The sequence below is a fragment of the Gemmatimonadota bacterium genome (assembly GCA_041390125.1).
In the GTDB taxonomy this organism is placed as follows: Bacteria; Gemmatimonadota; Gemmatimonadetes; order Longimicrobiales; family Gaopeijiaceae; genus JAGQIF01.
Genome location: JAWKQN010000002.1, coordinates 245,259 through 265,758 on the forward strand (window position 1 = coordinate 245,259; position 20,500 = coordinate 265,758).

Annotated in this window: 19 protein-coding genes; 8 read left to right on the plus strand and 11 right to left on the minus strand. The window is 69.6% G+C overall.

From position 1 onward, the window contains the following. Positions 1 to 118 precede the first annotated feature (118 nt). Positions 119 to 1,474, minus strand: a complete 1,356-nt coding sequence (locus R3E98_00910; protein ID MEZ4421941.1) for a SusD/RagB family nutrient-binding outer membrane lipoprotein — start codon at positions 1,472 to 1,474, stop codon at positions 119 to 121. A 12-nt stretch (positions 1,475 to 1,486) separates the two neighbouring features. Next, positions 1,487 to 4,750 carry a SusC/RagA family TonB-linked outer membrane protein gene (locus tag R3E98_00915; GenBank protein MEZ4421942.1) on the minus strand — a complete coding sequence of 1,088 codons (3,264 nt, stop codon included), beginning with the start codon at positions 4,748 to 4,750 and terminating at the stop codon, positions 1,487 to 1,489. A gap of 530 nt (positions 4,751 to 5,280) precedes the next feature. On the opposite strand from R3E98_00915, the gene R3E98_00920 reads away from it, so the two are divergent. The 3 genes from R3E98_00920 (at position 5,281) to R3E98_00930 (ending at position 6,906) form a co-directional block, all read left to right on the plus strand. Further along, positions 5,281 to 5,787 (plus strand): DoxX family protein, encoded by a 507-nt coding sequence (locus R3E98_00920; protein ID MEZ4421943.1) that lies wholly within the window; start codon positions 5,281 to 5,283, stop codon positions 5,785 to 5,787. 96 nt (positions 5,788 to 5,883) lie between these two features. Then, positions 5,884 to 6,270: a DoxX family protein gene (locus R3E98_00925; protein ID MEZ4421944.1), complete on the plus strand. Its 387-nt coding sequence runs from the start codon at positions 5,884 to 5,886 to the stop codon at positions 6,268 to 6,270. A 267-nt stretch (positions 6,271 to 6,537) separates the two neighbouring features. Next, positions 6,538 to 6,906: a hypothetical protein gene (locus R3E98_00930; protein ID MEZ4421945.1), complete on the plus strand. Its 369-nt coding sequence runs from the start codon at positions 6,538 to 6,540 to the stop codon at positions 6,904 to 6,906. 173 nt (positions 6,907 to 7,079) lie between these two features. On the opposite strand, the gene R3E98_00935 is transcribed toward R3E98_00930, so the two are convergent. From R3E98_00935 to R3E98_00950, 4 genes are all read right to left on the minus strand, one after another. Beyond that, positions 7,080 to 7,934: a formate/nitrite transporter family protein gene (locus tag R3E98_00935; protein MEZ4421946.1), complete on the minus strand. Its 855-nt coding sequence runs from the start codon at positions 7,932 to 7,934 to the stop codon at positions 7,080 to 7,082. Continuing rightward, positions 7,924 to 8,229: a hypothetical protein gene (locus R3E98_00940; GenBank protein MEZ4421947.1), complete on the minus strand. Its 306-nt coding sequence runs from the start codon at positions 8,227 to 8,229 to the stop codon at positions 7,924 to 7,926. The genes R3E98_00935 and R3E98_00940 overlap by 11 nt, the downstream gene beginning before the upstream one ends. A 287-nt stretch (positions 8,230 to 8,516) precedes the next feature. Next, complete coding sequence (locus R3E98_00945; protein ID MEZ4421948.1) at positions 8,517 to 9,335, minus strand: ZIP family metal transporter; 819 nt, start codon at positions 9,333 to 9,335, stop codon at positions 8,517 to 8,519. 37 nt (positions 9,336 to 9,372) lie between these two features. Continuing rightward, positions 9,373 to 10,812: a vitamin K epoxide reductase family protein gene (locus R3E98_00950; GenBank protein ID MEZ4421949.1), complete on the minus strand. Its 1,440-nt coding sequence runs from the start codon at positions 10,810 to 10,812 to the stop codon at positions 9,373 to 9,375. A gap of 330 nt (positions 10,813 to 11,142) precedes the next feature. Between R3E98_00950 and R3E98_00955 the strand changes: the two genes are divergently transcribed. Genes R3E98_00955 through R3E98_00965 form a run of 3 tightly spaced genes read left to right on the plus strand, consistent with a single transcriptional unit; the run spans position 11,143 to position 13,531 of the window. Continuing rightward, positions 11,143 to 11,781 carry a hypothetical protein gene (locus R3E98_00955; protein ID MEZ4421950.1) on the plus strand — a complete coding sequence of 213 codons (639 nt, stop codon included), beginning with the start codon at positions 11,143 to 11,145 and terminating at the stop codon, positions 11,779 to 11,781. A gap of 11 nt (positions 11,782 to 11,792) precedes the next feature. Continuing rightward, entirely contained in the window at positions 11,793 to 13,280 is a 1,488-nt protein-coding gene (locus tag R3E98_00960) for an NAD(P)/FAD-dependent oxidoreductase (GenBank protein MEZ4421951.1), read from the plus strand. After that, positions 13,265 to 13,531, plus strand: a complete 267-nt coding sequence (locus R3E98_00965) for a DUF4235 domain-containing protein (protein MEZ4421952.1) — start codon at positions 13,265 to 13,267, stop codon at positions 13,529 to 13,531. Before R3E98_00960 ends, R3E98_00965 begins: the two co-directional genes overlap by 16 nt. Before the next feature lie 45 nt (positions 13,532 to 13,576). Here R3E98_00965 and R3E98_00970 read toward each other — a convergent pair whose 3' ends face one another. Genes R3E98_00970 through coxB form a run of 5 tightly spaced genes read right to left on the minus strand, consistent with a single transcriptional unit; the run spans position 13,577 to position 19,299 of the window. Then, a complete protein-coding gene (locus tag R3E98_00970; protein ID MEZ4421953.1) occupies positions 13,577 to 14,689 on the minus strand; it encodes a c-type cytochrome in 1,113 nt (370 codons plus the stop codon). Beyond that, positions 14,686 to 15,321 (minus strand): cytochrome c oxidase assembly protein, encoded by a 636-nt coding sequence (locus R3E98_00975; protein ID MEZ4421954.1) that lies wholly within the window; start codon positions 15,319 to 15,321, stop codon positions 14,686 to 14,688. The genes R3E98_00970 and R3E98_00975 overlap by 4 nt, the downstream gene beginning before the upstream one ends. Next, the gene (locus tag R3E98_00980; protein ID MEZ4421955.1) at positions 15,318 to 15,707 is read right to left on the minus strand and encodes a hypothetical protein; all 390 of its coding nucleotides are present in this window, start codon (positions 15,705 to 15,707) and stop codon (positions 15,318 to 15,320) included. Before R3E98_00980 ends, R3E98_00975 begins: the two co-directional genes overlap by 4 nt. Positions 15,708 to 15,715: 8 nt before the next feature. After that, entirely contained in the window at positions 15,716 to 18,271 is a 2,556-nt protein-coding gene (gene ctaD, locus R3E98_00985) for a cytochrome c oxidase subunit I (GenBank protein ID MEZ4421956.1), read from the minus strand. After that, positions 18,268 to 19,299 carry a cytochrome c oxidase subunit II gene (gene coxB / locus R3E98_00990; protein ID MEZ4421957.1) on the minus strand — a complete coding sequence of 344 codons (1,032 nt, stop codon included), beginning with the start codon at positions 19,297 to 19,299 and terminating at the stop codon, positions 18,268 to 18,270. The genes ctaD and coxB overlap by 4 nt, the downstream gene beginning before the upstream one ends. 320 nt (positions 19,300 to 19,619) lie before the next feature. Between coxB and R3E98_00995 the strand changes: the two genes are divergently transcribed. Both R3E98_00995 and R3E98_01000 read left to right on the plus strand, forming a co-directional pair. Continuing rightward, positions 19,620 to 20,027 carry a four-helix bundle copper-binding protein gene (locus R3E98_00995; protein MEZ4421958.1) on the plus strand — a complete coding sequence of 136 codons (408 nt, stop codon included), beginning with the start codon at positions 19,620 to 19,622 and terminating at the stop codon, positions 20,025 to 20,027. Positions 20,028 to 20,107: 80 nt separating this feature from the next. Next, on the plus strand, positions 20,108 to 20,497 hold the full coding sequence (locus R3E98_01000; GenBank protein MEZ4421959.1) for a hypothetical protein: 390 nt from the start codon (positions 20,108 to 20,110) through the stop codon (positions 20,495 to 20,497). Positions 20,498 to 20,500 lie beyond the last annotated feature (3 nt).

Here is a 20,500-nt window from a genome sequence, read left to right on the forward strand (position 1 = left end):
ACGATAGCCGTAGCAGCCGCCGGTCGCGAACGCAGCGAGGAGGAGCAGGGCACGGATACGCCTGGACGGGGACGGACTGCGTCCGCCCCCGTCCGCGCGCATCGGCCCCGACCCTGCCTCAGCAGGGATTCGGGTCGTTCTCATTGCGATCCTGCTGGTTCGCCGGGACCGGGATGTTGGAGTTCGTCTGGCGCTCCGTCTGGCCGTAGAAGAGCCGCGGCGGCACTCCACCGGCGGCCTTCGGCGTGATGGCCGGATAGCACGTGCGCTTGTAGTCGTTCCAGACCTCGATGTTGAGGAACAGCGCCGTGTACTTCTGCTCGATGATCTCCTCGAGCAGGTCGGCGCCCGTCACACCGGGTAGGTTGTCCGCGTAGCCCGACAGATCCACGTCCCACCGCTGCTCCTGGCAGGCCAGACCGGATTCCGCCGCGGAACGTGCTCCGGCTTCGTCCCCGGTCTCGTAGAGCGCCTCCGCACGGATGTACTCGTTCTCGGCGCACGTCACGATGGGGATGTTGAAGTCGCGTCCGCCGTAGCCGAGCTCCGACAGACCGGACTGCCTCGGCAGGATGTTGCCATCCACCGCGCTGTAGTAGAAGGGCAGACGGGGATCGTTCTCGGCGATCATGAGCGGGATCAGGTAGTCCCCGGCGCTGATGTATCCCGAGCGGTCCCGCTGGAACTGGTACCAGAGGTTCTGCTCGGTCGCCGCGGTCGAGTGCACCGTGGTCCAGTTGTTCGACGGGTCCATGATCCCGTTCTGCGCCGCCTGCAGCGCCGCCTGATAGGCCGGCAGGCCATCTACCTCGGCCGTGTGCAGGTAGAAGCGGGCCTTCAGGGTCCAGGCGACGGCCGTCCAGGCCGCCACATCGCCCCCGAAGTTGAGGTCCACGAGGCCGGGCCCCGAGCCCGTGCCCCCCTGCAACTCCGCGATGGCCTCGTCCAGCCGGGTCTGGACCATGTCGTAGATGGCCAGCTGGTCGTCCAGCGCAGGATCGGTCACATCCGGGTCCACGGCCTCGGAGTACGGGAGGGCGCCGAAGACGCTGGCCGCCATCCCGATGAGGTATGCCTCATGGATCTTGAGGATCGCCGCGTACGTCGTGCGGCCCTGGTCCTCCGCCAGGAGGATGCCGTTCCGGATGTCGATCAGGCCTCCACCCCCGTAGATGGAGTTGAACTCACCGTCGGCCTCCTCCTCCGTGAAGATGTACTGGTCCAACGTGGCGAACTGCCGGTCCGTGCCCGCCATCTGTTGCGTCCACATGGCCGCGAGCCGGGCGATCTGGCTCTCGCTCACGTAGAACGTGTTCACCTGGACACCCGTGAACAGCTGGTCGAGTGTCGCGGAAGGTACGGCGTTGGGGTCCAGCGCCGTCGATTCGATGAAGTCGCACCCGGTGAGGGCGGCGGCCCCGAAGATCAGGGCCGCGCCCACCCGTGAGCGTCGTGGGATTCGTCGTGTATTCATTCCGGTCCTCGCTCAGCGGGTGGCGGTCAGGTTGATGACGAGCGATCGGGTCTGCGGGTTGTTGAAGTAGTCGATCCCGCGGCCCAGGCTCTGGCCCCAGAGGTTGGTCTCGGGGTCCACGCCGGAGTAGTCGCTCCACGTGATCAGATTCCGGCCGTAGACGGAGAGGGCCAGGCTGCTCAAGCCGCTGCGCTCCAACCAGTCCTGATCGCGGAACGTGTAGGAAAGCCCGAGCTCGCGCAGCTTGACGAAGCCACCGTCCTCGATGGACTGGATGCTGGGCCCGGTGAAGCTGCTGCCGATGCCGTTCCAGAACCACGTCAGCCAGTTGAGCTGGACTTCCTGTCCAGCGCCGGGTCCGGCGACGCCCTCATTCGGATAGTAGGTCTCGCCGAAGACCTCGGCCTGACCATTCCCGTGGTAGGGCTCCGTGTCCTCGTGCGTGCCGAAGAAGTAGAGCGCGCCCTTGGTGCCGTTCCACACGTCACCCCCTATCTTGAAGTCCAACAAGCCCGAAAGACGCAGGTTGTCGTAGATCGTCACGGAGCTGCTGATGCTCGCCGTCCAGTCCGGATTCGGATCTCCGATGACGCGCGTCTGCGGGTCGGACAATGGGAAGCCGTCCGCTCCGATGTAGAGATCCCCGGCGCTCCAGCCGGAGAAGGAGTCGTCGATGGCCACGCCGTTCACGGTGCTGCCACGTCCGAAGCGGATGAAGTCATCACCGTAGAACACGCCGAACGGATAGCACTGGGTGATGTTCCCGTTGGCATCCCGCTCCGGTGCCACCACAGACGCCACCGCGCCGGTGAAGCCCGCCAGCCCGAAGGTCTCGGCGCCGGCCAGGCTCTGCACGCAACTCTCGTTGGTCGCCCACTGGAAATCCACGTTCCAGTCGATGGCGTCGCCCTGATAGACGTCGAGGCCCAGCGTGGCCTCCCAACCCCAGTTCTCGAATTCACCGGCGTTCTCGAACTTGGAGGTGAACCCCGTGCTGGGCGGGACGTCGACCGCGAGGATCGCGTCCGTCGTGTTCTGGCGATAGTAGGTCAGCGCCAGCGATACGCGGTTGTCCAGCAGGGCCAGGTCACCGCCCACCTCGAACTCCTCGGTGCGCTCGGGATCGATGTTGGCGTTGCCCAGGGTTGCCTGCGACACGACACCCTCCAGGCCCGAGTAGATCGTCTCCAGCCCGTTGGGCGTGAGCCATCCGTCGGTGATCGTCCCGGTGGTGAAGCCGGTCGCGTTGGAGTAGGGATCCGGCTGCTTCCCGGCCACGCCATACGCGGCCCGCAGCTTGGCGAAGCTCACCACGCCCTCCCCGCCACCGAGGTACTGCGTGAAGTCCCACGCGCCGCTGAACTTCGGATAGGCGAAGCGCTCACCGTCCCCTCCGAACGTGGACGAACCGTCCACGCGCAGGGCGGCGGTCAGGAAGAGCTGGCCCCAGAGATCGACCGTCCCCTGGGCGAAGTACCCGTCGGTGCGGATCCGCGAGTAGAACTCGTTGGGGATCCGGTCCACGGTGAAGTCGAGCTGGTCGGTGCCCAGGATCAGGTTCTGGCCGTTTACCTGGTACCGCTTGAACTCGCGGTGGTTGAGGTTCTGCCCGACGGCCAGCGAGGCCGCGAAGTCGTCGTTGAAGGTCCGACGCGCAGTGGCGACCAGGTTGTGGTCCACCTGGAAGTTCAGCAGGTCCGCCCGGATGAGGCGGCCGTCCGGGAAGTCGGACGAGCTCTTGGGAAAAACGGTCAGGCGCTCATCGTTCGCGTAGTCGGCGCCCAGCGTGTAGTTGACCGACAGCCAGTCGGTAGGGGTGTACTCGACCTGGATGTTCCCGAACGTCCGTCCTACCTCGGTGCTGTTCGTGATCTCGTTCGCCACCCAGAAGGGGTTGTCGTACCCACGGCTCTGGGCCACGGTGTTCGGGTCGGGCAGACGGTAGGAGCGGTGCAGGCCGTCGTCGGTCAGATAGGGGAGGTTGTCGAAGTCGGGCGGGGTTCGCAGGGCGGCCAGCTGGATCCCGCTGATGTTGGAGCCCTGCTGGATGAGGTCTCCCGACGCGTCCGAGTACTGGAAGTTGGCTCCGACCCGCAAGTCCTCCCGGAAGAGATGGCTACCGGAGAGGCGCACGGTCGTGCGCTCATAGGAGGAGTTGCCGCGGATCACGCCATCGTGGTCCAGGCGACCCAGGGACAGGTAGTAGTTGGTGGTCTCGCTCCCGCCCGACAGGCTCAGGAAGTTCTCCAGGCGATTGCCCGTCTGGTACACCTCATCGGCGTGGTTGAAGACCGGTGTGCCGGCGGGGATCTCGCCCCCCCAGCTGACCGGGCACTGGCGCTGTGGCAACCCGTAGACGTCCTGGCAGGCGTCGTTGGTCGTACCGCCGAACGGAAGGTCGCTCATCCCCTGCCCGAAGCTTGTCTGGACCGGCACCGTCTCCGTCACCTCGTCGAAGGAGTAGGAGACCTTGTACTGGACCTGGTTCGTGCCCGGGCGGCCCTTCTTGGTGGTGATCAGCACCACCCCGTTGGCGGCCCGGGAGCCGTAGATGGCCGCCGCCGAGGCACCTTTCAGGATCTGGATGTCGGCGATGTCCTGTGGGTTCAGGTCCGCAGCGCGGTTCTGCTCCACCGTACCACCGGCATTCGATTCGATCGTGTTGGACGAGTTGTCGATGGGAACTCCGTCGACGACGATCAGGGGCTGACCGTCTCCGAGAAGCGAATTGACGCCCCGGATGCGGATGTACGAGCCCGCTCCCGGATCGCCGGCCGAGCTGGTGACCTCGACATTGGGCGCCTTACCCGCGAGCGCCTGGACGATGTTTCCCTCCTGGCTCTCCACGATCTCGTCGGCGCTCACCGTGTTGATGGAGACGCCGAGCTTCTGCCGCTCCTGGGTGGTTCCCGCGCCGGTGACGACGATCTCCTCGAGTCGCAGGGGATCCGCGCCCAGCTGGAAGTCCAGGGTCACGGTTCCGGGGGCCAGGGTTGCGCGCTGCGTCGCGGCGGCCCGCCCGATGAGGCTGGCCGTCACCACCACTTCCTGTCCCGTCACGCGCGAGGCGGGGACCAGGATCAGGTAGCGCCCCTGATTGTTGGTCAGGGACCCCAGGTTGAGATCGGCGATCTGTACGCTGGCCGCCGGCAGGGGCTCTCCTTCGGTGGTCGTGACCACGCCGGTGACGGTGGTCGGTTGCTGGGCCGCCGACGCGGCCGGTAGAAGTACGAGGGAAGCAAGGATCGAAAGCGAACAAGTCAGTCGTCTATACATCGTTCCTCCAGCCCGCCGACGTCGGACGGCGGTCTCGGGCGGGCTCCGGGTGGGTGAGGGTCTGCGTCCCTGGGGGCAAACGTCGTTCCCACCTGCGTTGCCCGTACGTCGGAGGTCGGCGATCGCGCCGTTGCCGATGGTTTTGCCGTTCGGGGGTGGTGTGGCGTCGAAGATGGCACCGTGGTGTCGTGTTTCAACGCCGACGGCGCCGCATGACGAGGGGGCGTGTTTCACCGAAGTCGCGCCTGAACGGTTGGCGTTCCGTACCTGGACCCCGGCGGACCGGGGCGCGGCCTCCCGACGACGCGCAGGGGCAGCGCGCCGACGACGCGCAGGGATAGCGCGCCTCCGATCGCGGCCGCATCCCTCCTATCCGAACGACACAGAGGCACGGTACGCGTTGTGCCCACTCCGTCCTGCGCGAGACGCCAGATCCCGCGAGGTACGCCACGAAGGCACGAAGCACGGTACGCGATGTGCCCCATCCGGGTGGTGACGGCTGATCTCTCCTCCACCACGCCGGAGGCACCATGTCGACCCGAGCGTTCTCGAGACCCTGGGCTCCGCTCCCACTACGCGTGATGCTGGGCGCCGGCCTCCTCTATCACGGGGTCCCGAAGCTCTTCTCCGCCGAAGGTCACGTCGCGTTCGTCGGCATGCTCGCGGGTCTGGGCGTTCCCGCTCCCGACCTCAGCGCGTGGGTGATCGGTGCGGTGGAGACCTTCGGGGGCGTCAGCCTGTTGTTGGGAGGGCTGGTAGGGCTGTTCGCGACCCTCAACATCCTGGTGCAGCTGGCGGCGATGTTCCTGGTTCACCTGCCTCACGGCTTCAACTTCTTGAACATCACGGGGATGACGGAGGCCGGCCCCCAGTTCGGTATGCCGGGCTACGAAGTGAACCTTCTCTATGTCGCGGGCCTCCTCACGTTGGTGCTCGGTGGCCCCGGGGCGCTGGCCCTGGACCGGACGCGGTCCCCGGCGGCGGGCGAACCGTCCCCCGCCCGGACCCCGCGTCCCGACCCGGTCGGTGCCCGATGATCGCGTTCCACGAGGGTCCGAGCTTGCCGACCCCGTCCGGCCACCGGGGGTCGGCATGCGGGGACGCCACGGCGACCCACATGCACGGGGGCCGGCGTGGTCCTTGATCCGACGCTCCTGAGCGGGCTGGCCCTGTTCCTTCTCCGCCTGGCGCTGGCCTTGCTCTTCGGGAGCAGCGGCTGGTCCCACCTCAGCAAGCCACGGGAGCGGGCCGAAAGCGTGGGCCTTCCCGTCGCGGCCACCGCGCTGCTGGGGGCCATCGAGCTCGGGGCGGCCGTGTTGCTCGTGCTGGGACTGTGGGTCCGGTGGGCCGCGCTGTTGCTCATCGGCGTGATGCTCGGCGCGATCTACAAGAAGGTCTTCGTCTGGAAGACGGGCTTCTGGGGCGACGAGAGCCAGGGCTGGTTCTACGAGGTCCTGTATCTCATCTGCAATCTCGTGCTGCTGTCCATCGGAGGGGGCGCCTGGGTGCTCTTCGGATGAGGGATGGCTCTGCCACCCGCTGCCCGGCCCCCGACCCGGATCCGCGACAATCCCCGGGGCGACGATCCCCGGAGCGACGATCCCCGGGGCGACGATCCCCGGAGCGACGATCCTCGGGGCGACGATCCCCCGGAGCGACGATCCCGGGGCGACGATCCCTCGGGTCCGCGACCATCCCCGCTCTCCCTGATCGCGCCTTGATCGCGAGGCGCGTGCGCCCACCCCGACCCTGTCGAGTGAACGTTCTTGAACCTGGAGGTGCCGAAGATGACCGTTGACCCTTCCGAGACCGACCGTGGCGACATCAAGCGCCCCACGCCGGAGGTGGAGCATTCGCCCGAGGTGCAGCAGGCGATCGACCGGATACGGTCGGAGGGCTGGACCGCCTCACCCCTCGTCTTCCACGGAGACGAGGTGCGGGGCGACCTGAGCGCCTACGAGGCGGCGCGGTTCCTCGGCATGGAGGACGAGGTGCCCAGGCGCTCGCTGGCCGATGTCTTCCGCGAAGCGGGGGTGGACTTCGAGCAGGTGTCCTCCCGCCTCGGATCGGGAGCCGGCGCGTCGGACCAGCGGGGGATGTTCGAGGACTACCTGCGGGAGCTACCCCGCCACGTGCGGGACAAGTACGGGATCTGACCCAGGGGGCGCCCGGGCTCGTCCGTCGTCGACGCGCCCGGGCTCGTCCATCGTCGACGCGGCCGGACACCTCGGCAGCCCCGGAGGGCATCCCCCACGTCCCACTTGGCGTGTACACCCGATCCCGTATCGGGGCCGGTCGGCCTTCCGTCACCTGCGGAGCCGTAGGGGCTTCAGCGGCTCTTCACGGCATGGCCGTACTTGATGATGGCCACGAACAGGGTGCCACCGACCGTATTGCCGAGGGTCGCCCACAGCAGGAACCCGCCATACTGGCTCCAGGTCAGGGCGGGATCCACGAGGACTCCGGCGACCACCTCCACCGTGCCTACGATGCAATGATGGAGGCCGGCGAGGCCGATGCCCGTCGTGATCATCCAGACGATGACGATGCGGCTCATCGTGTCCTTGGCAGACGCGAGCAGCCACGAGAGAAGCCCCATCAGCCACCCGGCGAGGACTCCACTCGCGAAGGTGACCCCGCCGTCCGGGCGGAGCAGATGCTCCGCGATCATCCCGAACGCACGGGTTTCGGCCACGCCCAGCCGGGAGCCGACCTGCGTGGCGATGATCGCCGCCACGACGCCGCCAGCCAGGTTCGACGCGTAGACGAGCCCCCACAGCCGACCCAGCTGCCCCACCGTAGCCCGCCGGTTGAGCACGGGAAACACGGCGAGCGTGGTGTGTTCGGTGAACAGCTCCGAGCGGCCCAGGATGACGAGGATGAATCCGAAGGAGTACAGGTTGGCCGCAAAGATACGCACGCCGACGTCGGAGAAGTCGGCGCCGAACATGCTGAACGCGATGGCCATGAAGAAGACGCTGAACCCCACGTCCAGCCCGGCCGAGAAGCCGGACAGGATCAGGCCTCCCGTCGGACGCTCCAACTCGTGGACCGCCGTCCAGATCTGTTCCGCCAGGATCTCGCCGTACGTGCTGGGTTGATCGGAGCCGCTGTGCGACTCCTGGAGATCCTCGGCGCTCGGCTCCTGCGACGATGGGGCCGACGGGCTCCGGTCAGCCGTCACGACGGTGGACCACGTCGTCCACGCGTGCACGCACCTCGTCCGCGGCACCGACGAAGTGATGCGAGCGGATCCGCACCCCCTCGTCATCGCGGCTCAGGGAGAAGAGCAGGATCGAGTGGTGTCCCGTGTCGTCGTGCACCTCCAGGTACGCGTAGTCGCGGTCGGGCTCGGCCCCCGCGCTCGTGCTGAAGGCCCGCCCGGAGCGTACCCGCTCCACCAGACCATCCAACCACTCTTGGATCCGCTCCGCCCCGTGGGGTGCGCGCTCGGGGTCCACACCGGCTGCTTCGTTCATGCCCTTCGGTTCCGTCGGCTCCATCGGCGTCTCCCGGGACGTCGGTGTTCGGCCACACGCCCGGACGGGCGCAACCGTTCCCGGATCAGCAGGAAGCGCTCCACGCCGGTCCGCGCGCGCTCGGACGCGCGCACAGGCCGACGAGCCCTCGCGAGCCCTTGCAGGAGGGCGCATCGGGTCCGTGGGGCGCGAGCCTGCCCCCCGCGGCCGGGTCGCGTACGATCGGGTCGAGATTGTTTCGCACGGGATGCCGGTGCACCGTCCGCCACCGGATCGGCATCCGTCGCTCAGCCCAGCGCCAGGTCCATGCACATCATGACGGCGAAGCCCGACAGGGCCCCCGCGGTCGCCGCATCCGGGTGTCCGTGCGCGTGCGATTCGGGGATGAGCTCTTCCACGACCACGTAGATCATCGCGCCCGCGGCGAACGCCAGCGCGTAGGGGAGGACCGGGCGGAAGGTCAGCACGGCTGCGGCGCCCCCCACGGCCGCGATCGGCTCCACGAGGGCGGAGGCCTGCCCGTACAGGAAGGCCCTTCCCCGCCCCATGCCCTCCCCGCGCAAGGGCAGCGCGACGGCCATCCCTTCCGGGAGGTTCTGCAGACCGATCCCCACGGTCAGGGCCACGGCCGCCGCCAGCGTGGTGCCTGCACCGCCGCCCTGGAGGGCGGCCCCACCGAAGGCCACACCCAAGGCGAGCCCTTCGGGGATGTTGTGCAGTGTGATCGCCGCCACCAGCAGCGTGGAGCGTTGCCAGGCGGTTCGCGGTCCCTCTGCGCGCTCCACCGGCAGGCTCGGATGGAGGTGGGGGAGCACGCGGTCCAGGACGGCGAGGAAGCCGCCGCCGAGAAGGAACCCGACGGTGACGGGAAACCATGCGGATCCGCCGGCGGCGCGCGCCTGCTCCACCGCAGGGAGCAGCAACGAGAAGAAGCTGGCCGCGATCATCACGCCCGCGGCGAACCCGAGGAGGACGTCCAGGATCCGCCGCCCCGGATCGCGCGCGAGGACCACGGCCAGGGCGCCCACGGCCGTCACCGCCCAGGTGAACGTGCCGGCCAGGAGCGCCTGCACCACCGGAGAGCGGTCGAGGAACAGCGCCGTCATGCCCGGCCCGCGGCACGCGGTGGCGTCTGCTCGCGCGTCATCGGATGAAGCGGTCCCAGGTGCCGTAGCGGTCGAGGACCGGACCGCGCGGCAGCGCAGCGCCCGCTGCGGTGACTGCGATCAGCGTACCGACGAGCGCGAAGCCCAGTGGAGCGTCCACCACCCACGCGGCCACGGCCACGCTCCCACCCAGCAGGACGGCGAGCATGCGGGCGCTGCGCAGCACCTCCGCCATGGCGATGACGGCCACGACCAGCAGGAGCGCGCCTCCGAGGTGGAACACATCCGCCGCCGTGCCTCCGACGCCTTGGAGTCCAGGGAGCACCATCAACGCCAGGCCCCCGAGCGCGGTGAGCAGGAGCGGCACCGGTGCGCTGAACCCCCGCACCGAGGCGCGCAGGACCACCCCGGGCCTCTCCGGTAGCTCGACCAGCTCGATGCCACCCTCGTCTTCCTCCGCGGCGGAAGGGTCGCCGCCCTTCCAGAACACGGACCAGGTGCCTTCGCCGCGGTCCCGGGCCCGCGTCACGTGTTGGAGCATGGCAACCACCTCGTCCACCTCCAGGGGGATCATGGGAAGCATGATGGCCGCCGCCGCCAGGCAGAGCGTGCACCAGGCCCCGACCACGAGCGGCTGGGAGATCACCAGAACGATGTGCACCAGGCCGAGCGGGATCACGAGCACACCGAACAGAGCGACCATCCAGGGCATCGTACGCCAGCGGCTCACTCCACCCATGAAGCCCATCAGGAACTCGAACGTGTAGGCCAGCGTGCCCAGGCCGGCGTCGGAGATGGGCAGGGAGTGCGACATGGCCGAGTCCAACACGCGGCGGCTGCCTTCACCGAAGAACGGATCCCAGATGCCGGGAGCGTAGCCCAGCTGGTACATGGCCAAGGCCCGCGAGGCCAGGTACCCGAGGAACCCCGTGGCGATCATGATCCAGCGCTGCGGCCACGACGACGGATTGTACGTCCAACCGGGAGGCCGGGCCCCGCCCATGCGCATGAACAACGTCATGTTGGGCATGCGCGGGATGAGGATGGTCAAGGCGATGACCCACATCCCCACGAGGGTGTCGTTCAGGTAGGCTGCGGAGGTCGGAGCCCAGAACAGGAGCGGCGCTGCGTTCAGCCATGCGCCCACACCGCAGGCGAGCCACCCGCTGATGGGCCGATCCGGGCGAAGGCGACGCCATCCCAACCCCACGAGTAGCACCCCCGACAGGACGTCGCTCCAGGTCATCAGGCTGGCGCGCAGGGCGGTGTGCGTCCCATCCGAGAACCACACGCCACGACCGCCGCTCGGCTCGACCCACAACGCCGGATTCAGGTGACCGAACGTCACCGGGGCGAGCATCATCCAGATCCCCAGCAGGATCAGTGTCCACGGGATCCACAGCGTGGCCCGGTGCTGCTCGCGCAGATGCTCGTACCGGGATGCGGAGTACGGCGGCGTGGGGTTCATGTCAGCCATGGAGGCGGACGGGACTCTGGCGCATGGAGCATCCTCCGGACGGGGATCGAGCCGCGGAAGCGGGAAACCCGGGATGCCGGACGCTGCGCGCAAGAAGCACTCCGCGCCCGGCCAACCCCGGTGCGCCGCCGCGCTCGCCATCCTGCTTCGCGATTGTTTCGGCCACCGGCCTCGTGCACGATCCGGAGTCGTGTGCGGGTCGGTTCCGGGGGTCCAGAGCGGGAGGGAGAGAGCCACAGGGCTACGCATGTCCGGCACGGGCCCTGCCGCCATCGACCGCAGCACGGTGCCACCCTTCTGCCTGTCGCCGGTCCCCCGAAGGAGCCTCGAATGGGGTCTGACACCTCGACCGCTGTTGTACGGTGTTCCCTTCTGCACCTGGGAGCCGCGCTGCTCGTGTTCAGTGGAGTGGCCGCATGTGGCGGTGACGACGACCCGGTGGGCCCGGGTCGAGACGTCCATGCGTTCTCCTTCGAGAGCGGCTTGGGGAACTGGGAGCCCGACGCCACCGATCTGGACGATCCGCCGATCTCCTGGGAGATCGACACCACCACGCGGTTCGCGGACGACGGCGATCGCGCCGTGCGACTTCGACTCGAGAATCTGAACGACGCCGGAAAGATCTGGATCGAACGGCGCTTCGACGTAGAGCCCGAAACAGAGTACGACATCGACCTCACCTTCGCCTTCGGCACCGGAGACGGCGGGAGCATCAACCTCTGGACCGTGATCGCCGGCGCACACGGGCACGATCCGGAGACACGCACCGACCTGACCTTCCAGGGCGACACCGGTCACGAGCAAGGTCTCGGGAGCGGCATCGTCTGGGTGGACAGATCCTACGGCCTGACCGCACGCTCCGACGCGGACGGTTCGCTGTGGGTGAGCATCGGCGTGTGGGGCACGTATGAGGTGACGCGCATCTACTACGTCGATGACGTGCAGATCCGGCTGGAGCCCCGGAGCTGAGCGGGTCCAGCGTGGACGCGGTGGTGGTGGGCTCCGGCCCGAACGGTCTGTGCGCCGCCATCGAGCTGGCGCGTCACGGGATCGCCGTCCGCGTCTTCGAGGCCCAGCCCGATCCCGGTGGGGGCGTGCGCTCCTACGCCGGCACAGAACCCGGCTTCGTGCACGACCTCTGCTCGGCCGTGCATCCCCTGGCCGTCGCCTCTCCCTTCCTGGACAGCCTGGATCTCGAGGGCGCGGGCCTGGAATGGGTCCACCCCCGCGTCCCTCTTGCCCATGTGCTCGAAGGCGAGGAGCCGGTGCTCCTCCATGTCTCCCCCGACGAGACGGCCGACAACCTGGACGGGCAGGACCGGGCCGCCTGGACCGGCTGGACGGCCGCTCTACTGCGCGACTGGGACGCGCTGCTCGACGACATCCTGCGACCCCTGCGCATCCCTCGACATCCGGTGGTCACGGGACGCTTCGCGCTCTCCGCGCTCCGGTCCGCGCGCGGGCTCGCGGAGCGCCGCTTCGGGGGCCGCCGCGCGCGGGCGTTGCTGGCCGGCGTGAGCGCCCACTCGGTGCGGCCCTTGAGCGCGCCAGGGAGTGCGGCGCAAGGGGTCGTGCTGACCCTGGCAGGGCACGCGGTGGGGTGGCCGTTCCCGCGCGGAGGCGCGGGGGCGCTCACGCGGGCGCTGGTGCGGATCCTCGAGCGTTTCGGGGGCGCGGTGGAGACCTCGCACCGCGTCGATTCCCTCGACGAGCTGCCGCCCGCCCGGGCCACGCTCCTCGACCTGACGCCGTGGCAGGTGCTGCGCGTCGCGGGGGACCGGCTCCCTGCGCGCTACGCCCACGCGCTGCGCCGATACCGCTACGGTCCCGGCGTCTTCAAGGTGGACTGGGCCCTGTCGGAGCCGATCCCGTGGCGTCATGCAGCAGCGAGCGGGGCCGGAACCGTGCACGTCGGCGGAACGCTCGACGACGTGGACGCAGCCGTCACGGCGCCGCACCACCAGCGGCTGCCGGATGCGCCGTTCCTGATCCTCGCGCAGCCCAGCCTGTTCGACGACACACGGGCACCGGGCTCGATGCACACGGCCTGGGGCTACTGTCACGTGCCCCACGGTTCGCACGCAGACCGCGTGGCGGAGATGGAGGCGCAGGTCGAGCGGTACGCGCCGGGCTTCACCGACGTCGTGCGCGCCCGTGCGGTGCGCAGCCCTGAGACGCTGCAGCGCGACAACGCCAACCTCGTGGGAGGCGACATCGGCGGAGGCGCCCAGACGCTCCGCCAGACGGTCTTCCGACCGGCCGTGCGGTGGGATCCCTATCGCACGCCGGTGCCCGGGCTGTTCCTGTGCTCGTCCTCCACGCCGCCCGGAGGCGGTGTCCACGGCCTGTGCGGCGCGCGCGCGGCCGACCGGGCGCTGGAGCAGACGTTCGGCATCCGTCCGACCCCCTGGTCGGCGGGCTCCCATTCCCTTCGCGCCCCTGGAGGTGTTGCATGTCACGCTCGCTGAGCTGGAGGATCGCCGCCGGCCTCTCCATCATGGCCGCTGGCGCGCTCACCCGGCTGATCCTGCGCAAAGGGTGGAAGGCGGCCCTGCACGCCGATCCCCCCGTCGATCCGGACGCGAAGGACGTGCGCTGGCAGGAGGCGCTGGGGTGGGGGCTGCTCAGCGCGGCCGGGGCCAGCGTGGCCCGGCTGCTCGCGCAACGAGGCGCACGCCGTGGATGGCGCGCCCTGACCGGGGGCGATCCTCCGGACTGACCCGTTCCCGTCCGCAGCGGGGTCCGGCCTGCTCCAGCGCCCTCTTCACTCCGGCGGGGTGGCGCCGTCCCGGCCGTACCACGCAGCCAGCGCGGCGCGGTCGGCGGGCGTGAGCGGCTTCGCCACCTCGCGCATGATCGCCGACCAGATGGAGCCACCGCGCACACCGCGCGCGAACAGCTCCAGCTGCCGCTCCAGGTAGTCGGCCGGCTGTCCACTCAGCCGGGGGTAGACCCCGGGGGTGGGTGCGTCGCTGCCGTGACAGGCGTCGCACGCCGCGATCCGGCGCGCGGCATCTCCCTGCTCCGCGAGAGCCCGCCCGAGGACGCGCAGTGTATCCGCCGGCCCCAGAGTGGGCTCGCTGGGACGCGCACGGCTCGCATACCACGCCACGGCCGCCGCGCGCTCGCTCGCCTCGATGGCGACCGCGATAGGCTGCATGATCCCGCTCGCACGGGCGCCGCTGGTATACGCGGCGAGGCTGTGTTGCAGATACGCCGCCCGTTGCCCCGCCAGGTGGGGGAAGGCGTCTCCCGCTCGTCCCGTGCCGTCCAGACCGTGGCAGCGCGCGCAGATCTCCCGTACGATCCCGGGAGCGGCCTCCTCCGTCCCCGCGTCGCCCGCCGCGGGCTCCACGGCGTCCCGGGGCGGACCCCACACCAACCCGGCGTACCCGGCCTCGTCGAGGTCCGGGAGCCGGCGCAGGAACGCCACCACGTCCCAGACCTCATCATCGCGCTCGCGAGCGACCCAGGCCGGCATGCCGGTGAACTTGATGCCGTGCTTGACCACGAAGAACAGCTCACGATCGCTCCGCTCGTCGATGCGGTGCACCGCGAGGAGAGGCGGCGTGGGCGTCATCTCCTCGGTGATGCGGCTCGGCTCGATCCCGGGAGCCCCATGACACGGGCGACAACCGCCTTGGTAGTGGCCAGCGCCGCGCAACACCCGCGCCGGATCGTCCAGGGGCGGCGGAGCCTCCACGGCGAGGGACTGCGTGGCGACCGCCCGCCCCTTGGCGAGCTGGAGCAGCCACCGGGTCGGGGGCCAGTGCCCTACGCTGGCGCGGATGGGGATCGCGCCTGCGAGCACAGCCAGCGCGCCCACGCCGACCACGCCGACCAGGGCCCACAGCACGCAGCGGCGGGTCACCCTCACGATGCCTCCTCCATCGGGTGGCGCACGCGTCGGCCGCCGAGCAATGCCGCGGTGAGCGCCACGCCGGCGACCAGGTAGACCACACCACCCACCCCCAGCATCAAGGCCCCGCCCACCTGCTGGTCGCGAAGCGCAGCGCGCGCGGCGCCCGCATGGTAGAGGGGTCGCGGCGCGAGGCCGAGCAGCGCCCCGAGAAGCGTCATGTGCATGGACGTCAGGAGCAGCGCCACGGTTCCCACGGCGGCGCGCCCCGCACGCTCCGCGGCGTCCCCGCCCAGCGCCGACATCCAGACGGCCAGACCGGCCAGCAGGAAGGACCCCTGTTCCAGCAGCAGTGCCATTCCGCCCGCCCGCGCGGCGTGGTGCAACACCGGCAGGTGCCATCCCCAGACGACCATGAACTCCACCGCCGTGAGCGGCAGGGCCGGCAGCCGCGCAGGGTGACCGCGGACGGGGTCCAGCCCGGAGCCGGCGAGCGCGAAGGCCAGCAGAGGAGCCACGACGGCCACCACCCCCATGTGCACGACCATGTGGGCCGAGAACGGCCCCGGGGCCAGCCGCGGAAGCACACCCGACCACAGCAGGGCCAGCAGTCCCAGCGCGAGCGTCCCCGTCAGGAGGCGGCCCCTCATCGGCAGGTCTCCACGAAGAGCGCGACCATCCCCACGAACAGGGTGGCCACGCCGCTCAGGGACGCAAGCAGCACGGCCGCGAAGCCGAGGAAGCGGGTGCGATCGCCGGGCGTATCGTGGTGATGCGGCAGCGGCGCTTCCTCCAGGCGATGGCGGCGCGCGCCGTAGAGCCCGACGGCGGTGATCCCGGTCAACGCGACGATCGTGGCCACGGCCACGATCCAGCGCACGGTGCCGAGCGAGTGGGCGGGGTCGGCCGCGCGCGCGCAGGCCAGGGCCCCGCTCAGGTAGCACACGAAGAAGTGTACGACCCAGATGAAAGGCCCGAGGACCAGCAGCCACAGCGTCTGGTCGCGCTCCGCGGTGCTCGGGAGGGGATCGCTCATCGTCCCGCCTACGCCAGCCAGGGGGCACCGGCCAGCACGCCGACGGTGACCACGACGGTCAGCGCCAGGAAATGCCAGTAGAGCGTGGTGTTGACGATGTCGATGTCGTACCGCGGCGTGAGGCGCGCGGCCGCCCGGCGCGCCAGGCAATACGCCTGCACGAGCCCGCCCAGCGCGACGTGCAGCACCGTCCACACCGTGATCACCCACACGATGGCGGCGTATGCGTGCGCAGTAGGGTCGAGGCCCGAGCGCAGCAGCGTCAGCACCAGCGCGCTGCCTCCCAGGAGCGTGCAGGCCAATCCACCGCTGAGAACCTGATAGAACGCCGTCCCGCGGGGGCGCCCGTTCAGACGACGCGCAAAGAGCGTGAGGAGCCACGACGCGAGCAGCGCCCCCCCACCGATCAGCAGCCCGGTCGTCAGGGGCGCCGACGCCGCCCGCCGCAGGAAGTCGGGATGGACGGTCCAGTAGAAGAAGTAGCCGAAGATGAGGGATCCGAACGCGGTGATGTCCCCGAGCATCGTGATGAGCACCCCCCACCACCCGACAGACTCCGGTCCCGACACGTACGTCGGGAGCACCACGCCCAGCCCCACGTCCTTGTCGTCCTTCTCGGGGATCTGCGCCGTCCCGGTCCAGACCCAGGCCAGCAGCAGCACCACCGCGGCCCCGGCGCTCGCTGCTGCGGCCCACCACCAGTGGAATGTGGCGAAGATGAAGCCGCCCCCGGTGGCGAACGCCGACAGCATGGGCAGGAAGGAGGGGCCGGAGACCCGCAGGCATTGTTGGGGGATCGCGTCGATCGGGCTCGTGACCAGCGCCTCCCGCTTCAGCTCCTGTGCGTCGGGCAGGTAGAAGCGGCCTTCGTCCACGTGGCGCATGAGGTCCGGCTGATCCCACAGCGGATAGCGGGAGTCGATCTCCGGGAGCGAACGCGTGCCCCACGGCTGCCCGGGCATCTCGGTCAGCCATTCCAGCGTGCCCGCGCCCCACGGATTCCGCTCCGAGGTCTTTCCCTTGCGCAGCGTCCAGACGATGTCCCACAGCAGCGGCAGGAAGCCGGCCGCCAGGACGAATGCGCCCACGCTGGAGATGAGGTTCAGCGTATCCAGGCCCAGATCGGCAGGATAGGTGAAGACGCGGCGCGGCATACCGCGCAGCCCGCTGAGATGCATGGGCAGGAAGGTGATGTTGAACCCGATGAACATCACCCAGAACGACAGGCGCCCCGGCCGGTCCCGTAGGCGCTTGCCGGTGAGCAGCGGGAAGAAGTAGTGGATGCCCGCCACGATGGGGAAGATGGTCCCGCCGATCATGACATAGTGCAGGTGGCTGACGACGAAGTAGGTGTCGTGCGCCTGCAGGTCGAAGGGCACCAGCGCCACCATCACGCCCGTGAGTCCCCCCAGCACGAACGTGACCAGCCCACCGAAGGCGAACAGCATGGGGACCGCGCGCGACACACGGCCGACCAGCAGGGTGGCCAGGAAGCAGAAGATCTGGATGCCCGTGGGGATCGCCACCGCCTCGGACGCCGCGGAGAAGAACCCGAGCGAGATGCCCGGCAGGCCGGTCGTGAACATGTGATGGACCCACAGGCCGAAGCTCAGGAAGCCCGTGCCCACGGCGGCCAACACGATCCAGGAGTACCCGACCATCGGCGTGCGGGCGAAGGTCGGCACGATCATCGCGACGATTGCGATCGACGGCAGGAAGACGATGTAGACCTCCGGATGACCGAAGATCCAGAAGAGATGCTGCCAGAGCAGCGGATCGCCCCCACGGGCAGGATCGAAGAACGGCCAGTCGAGCAGCCGTTCCAGCTCCAGCAGGATGTCACCGGCGATGAGCGGCGGGAACGCGAAGAGGATCATCACCGCCACGACCAGGATGTACCAGGCGTACAGCGGGATGAGGTTGATCCGCATGCCGGGGGCCCGGCACTTCAGGACGCCCACGATGAGCTCGACCGCCGCGGCCAGCGACGAGATCTCGATGAAGCTCAGGCCCAGCAGCCAGATGTCGGCCCCGATGCCGGGCTGCGCGTCGGTGCTCATCGGCGGGTACATGAACCACCCGCCTTTGGGTGCGGCCCCGAAGAAGATCGACCCGCACACGAAGATGCCGCCGAGCAGGAAGCACCAGAACCCGTAGGCCGACAGCCGGGGAAACGGCAGCTCACGCGCCGCCAGCATCTCCGGCAGCACGAAGATGGAGAAGGCCTCGAAGATCGGCACCGCGAACAGGAACATCATCACGGTGCCGTGCAAGGTGAACAGCTGGTTGTACAGGTCGGCCGAGACGAAATCGTTGTTCGGGACGGCCAACTGGATGCGCATGACGAGCGCGAGCATGCCGCCGAAGAGGAAGAAGCAGCACGCGGCGGCGGTGTACCACCGCCCGACCTCGCTGTTGTTCACGGCGGACCAGTAGCGCCATCCGCTCGGGCCCTTCCAGACCTTCAGGAGGCGCTCCACCTGGGCCTGCTGCAGCTCCGGGTCGAGAGGTCCTTCCAGCGGTCCCGGGTCGCCGGGGGCGGTGCGCGGCGGCTCCGGTGTCATTGCAGGCGCTCCAGCCATGCCGCCAGCGCGCCGAGCTCCGTCGGGGTGAGCATCGAGAAGGCGGGCATGTGCACATCGGGTTTCAGGGTGCTGCTGGAGGCGATCCACGTGTGGAAGGCCGCCGAGTCGTTGGGAAGCATCCCCGCCGCCAGCGACACCCGGCTCCCCACGTGGGTGAGGTCCGGCCCGACGGTCCCCATCTCGCTGACCCCACGGACGGTGTGGCACGCGCCACAGCCGTAGCCGCGGAAGATCCGCGCGCCACCGGTGGTGTCCGTCGGCTCCGCTCCGGCGGCCGGACGGCGCTCGCGGGCCAACCACGCCGAGAACTCGTCCGGTTCCATCACGACCGCCCGGAAACCCATCAGGGCGTGGGAGGTCCCGCAGAACTCGGCGCACGCTCCCCGGAAGATGCCGGTGCGCGTCGGCTCCAACGCGATGCGGTTGGTGCGGCCGGGGATCATGTCGATCTTCCCAGCGAGCGCCGGCACCCAGAAGGAGTGGATGACGTCCGCGCTGGTGAGCGTGAGCGTCGTGCGGCGTCCGACCGGCAGTCGGACCTCGTTGGCCGACTCCACCGCCTCCTGACCGGGCTCCAGATAGCGGACCCGCCACCACCACTCCTCGCCGACCACCTCGATCCGGAGACCGTCGGACTCTCCCGGAAGCAGCAGTCGCGGCAGGATGGACAGGCCGTATGCGAGCAGCGCGGCCAGCACGACGGTGGGAAACACGACGCCTCCGACCAGGATGAGGCGCACGCCGTGCGTGCGGTCGTGCTCCGCCGGGCGGATCCAGATCGCGTAGACTGCGATGCCCACCACCGTGCACCACACGAACGCCGCGCCACCCGCCATCCACCACCAGAGCATCGCGATCTGCTCGGCGTCGGTTCCGGCGGGGGAGAGCGTGGATTGGGGTCCGGCGCAGGCGGCGGCCAGGAACGCGGCCCCCACCGGCCCCACCCACGCGCGTCGGCGGCGGGGAACGGTCGCACCGGAGCGGGGCTCCGGGCGGAGCAGGGGCACGGAAGCCGATCCGGGTCCCATCCGCCTCCTCGGGACGTGGGGGTGCGAGCCGTGCCCGGAGACGCGGGCCGGGAACTCTCCTCCGAGAGGGCAGGAGCCGTACCTGCCCCGGGCGACGGCAACGGGGTGCCGGGACCCACGGATCCGCGCGCGTTCCGTTCAACGGCCGTCGAGGCGAAACACGGACCGTGCCCCGCATCCGCCTGTTCGGGTGGACCGCGTCCGGCCTCCCGGTCTGGCCCGCGCGTTGCCCCGGATGCAAGGGCGTCGGGCCGAATCCACGCCCGCGTGAGACCACGATGCCGAAGCCGGGAGGACCCATGGAACGCCTCAAGACGATGTTCGACCATCATCCGCACCCCGCCAGCGAGGCCGGGGACGAAGCGATGGCCGCCATCCACGGCGCCACCGAGTGCGCCCTGGTCTGTATCGCATGCGCGGACGCGTGCCTGGCGGAGCCCGACCCGGCGCCCCTCCGGGAGTGCATCCGACTGAATCAGGAGTGCGCGGACGCTGCGCAGATGACGGCACGCCTCCTCTGCCGGGCCGGTCGCCAGGACAAGTCCGCGCTCGAGCGGGCGCTGCGTGCGTGCGCGGAGATCGCTCGGGCCTGCGCCCGTGAGTGCGATGCACACGCGGGCGCAATGGAACACTGTCGCGTCTGCAGCGAGGCCTGCCGCGAGGCGGCCTTCGCCTGTGAGACCATGATCCCGGCGCTGGTCGCCTGAGACTCCTCATGGGGCGGGACCGGCAGGGGACTTGCACCCCCTTCCAACCAACCTGGAACCGCACGTTGAGGAGGACATCGATGGAGATCAAACGCACACGCAGCATGTGGACCCTGGCACTGGCGCTGGTGGTCGGCGCCTGCGCGACCGGCGATCCCGAGCCCGGGTACGAAGGGGACATGACGCCCGCCGAGCAGGTGACCGTCGCCGTGGAGAACCGGAATACGCTGGACTTCAACGTGGAGGCGATCGCGGGTGGGGCCGACTACCGCCTGGGTACCGTGACCACGGGTCAGACGCAGGTCTACGAGCTCCCGTCCCACGTCACGCTGAACGACCTGCGCCTTCGTGCCGACCCCATCGGGAGCGCCAACGAGTTCGTCACGCGCCAGATTCCGGTCACCGCCGGCGACCAGATCATGCTCACCATCGAGCCGCTCGTCGCGCAGTCCCACTACGAGATCCGTTGATCG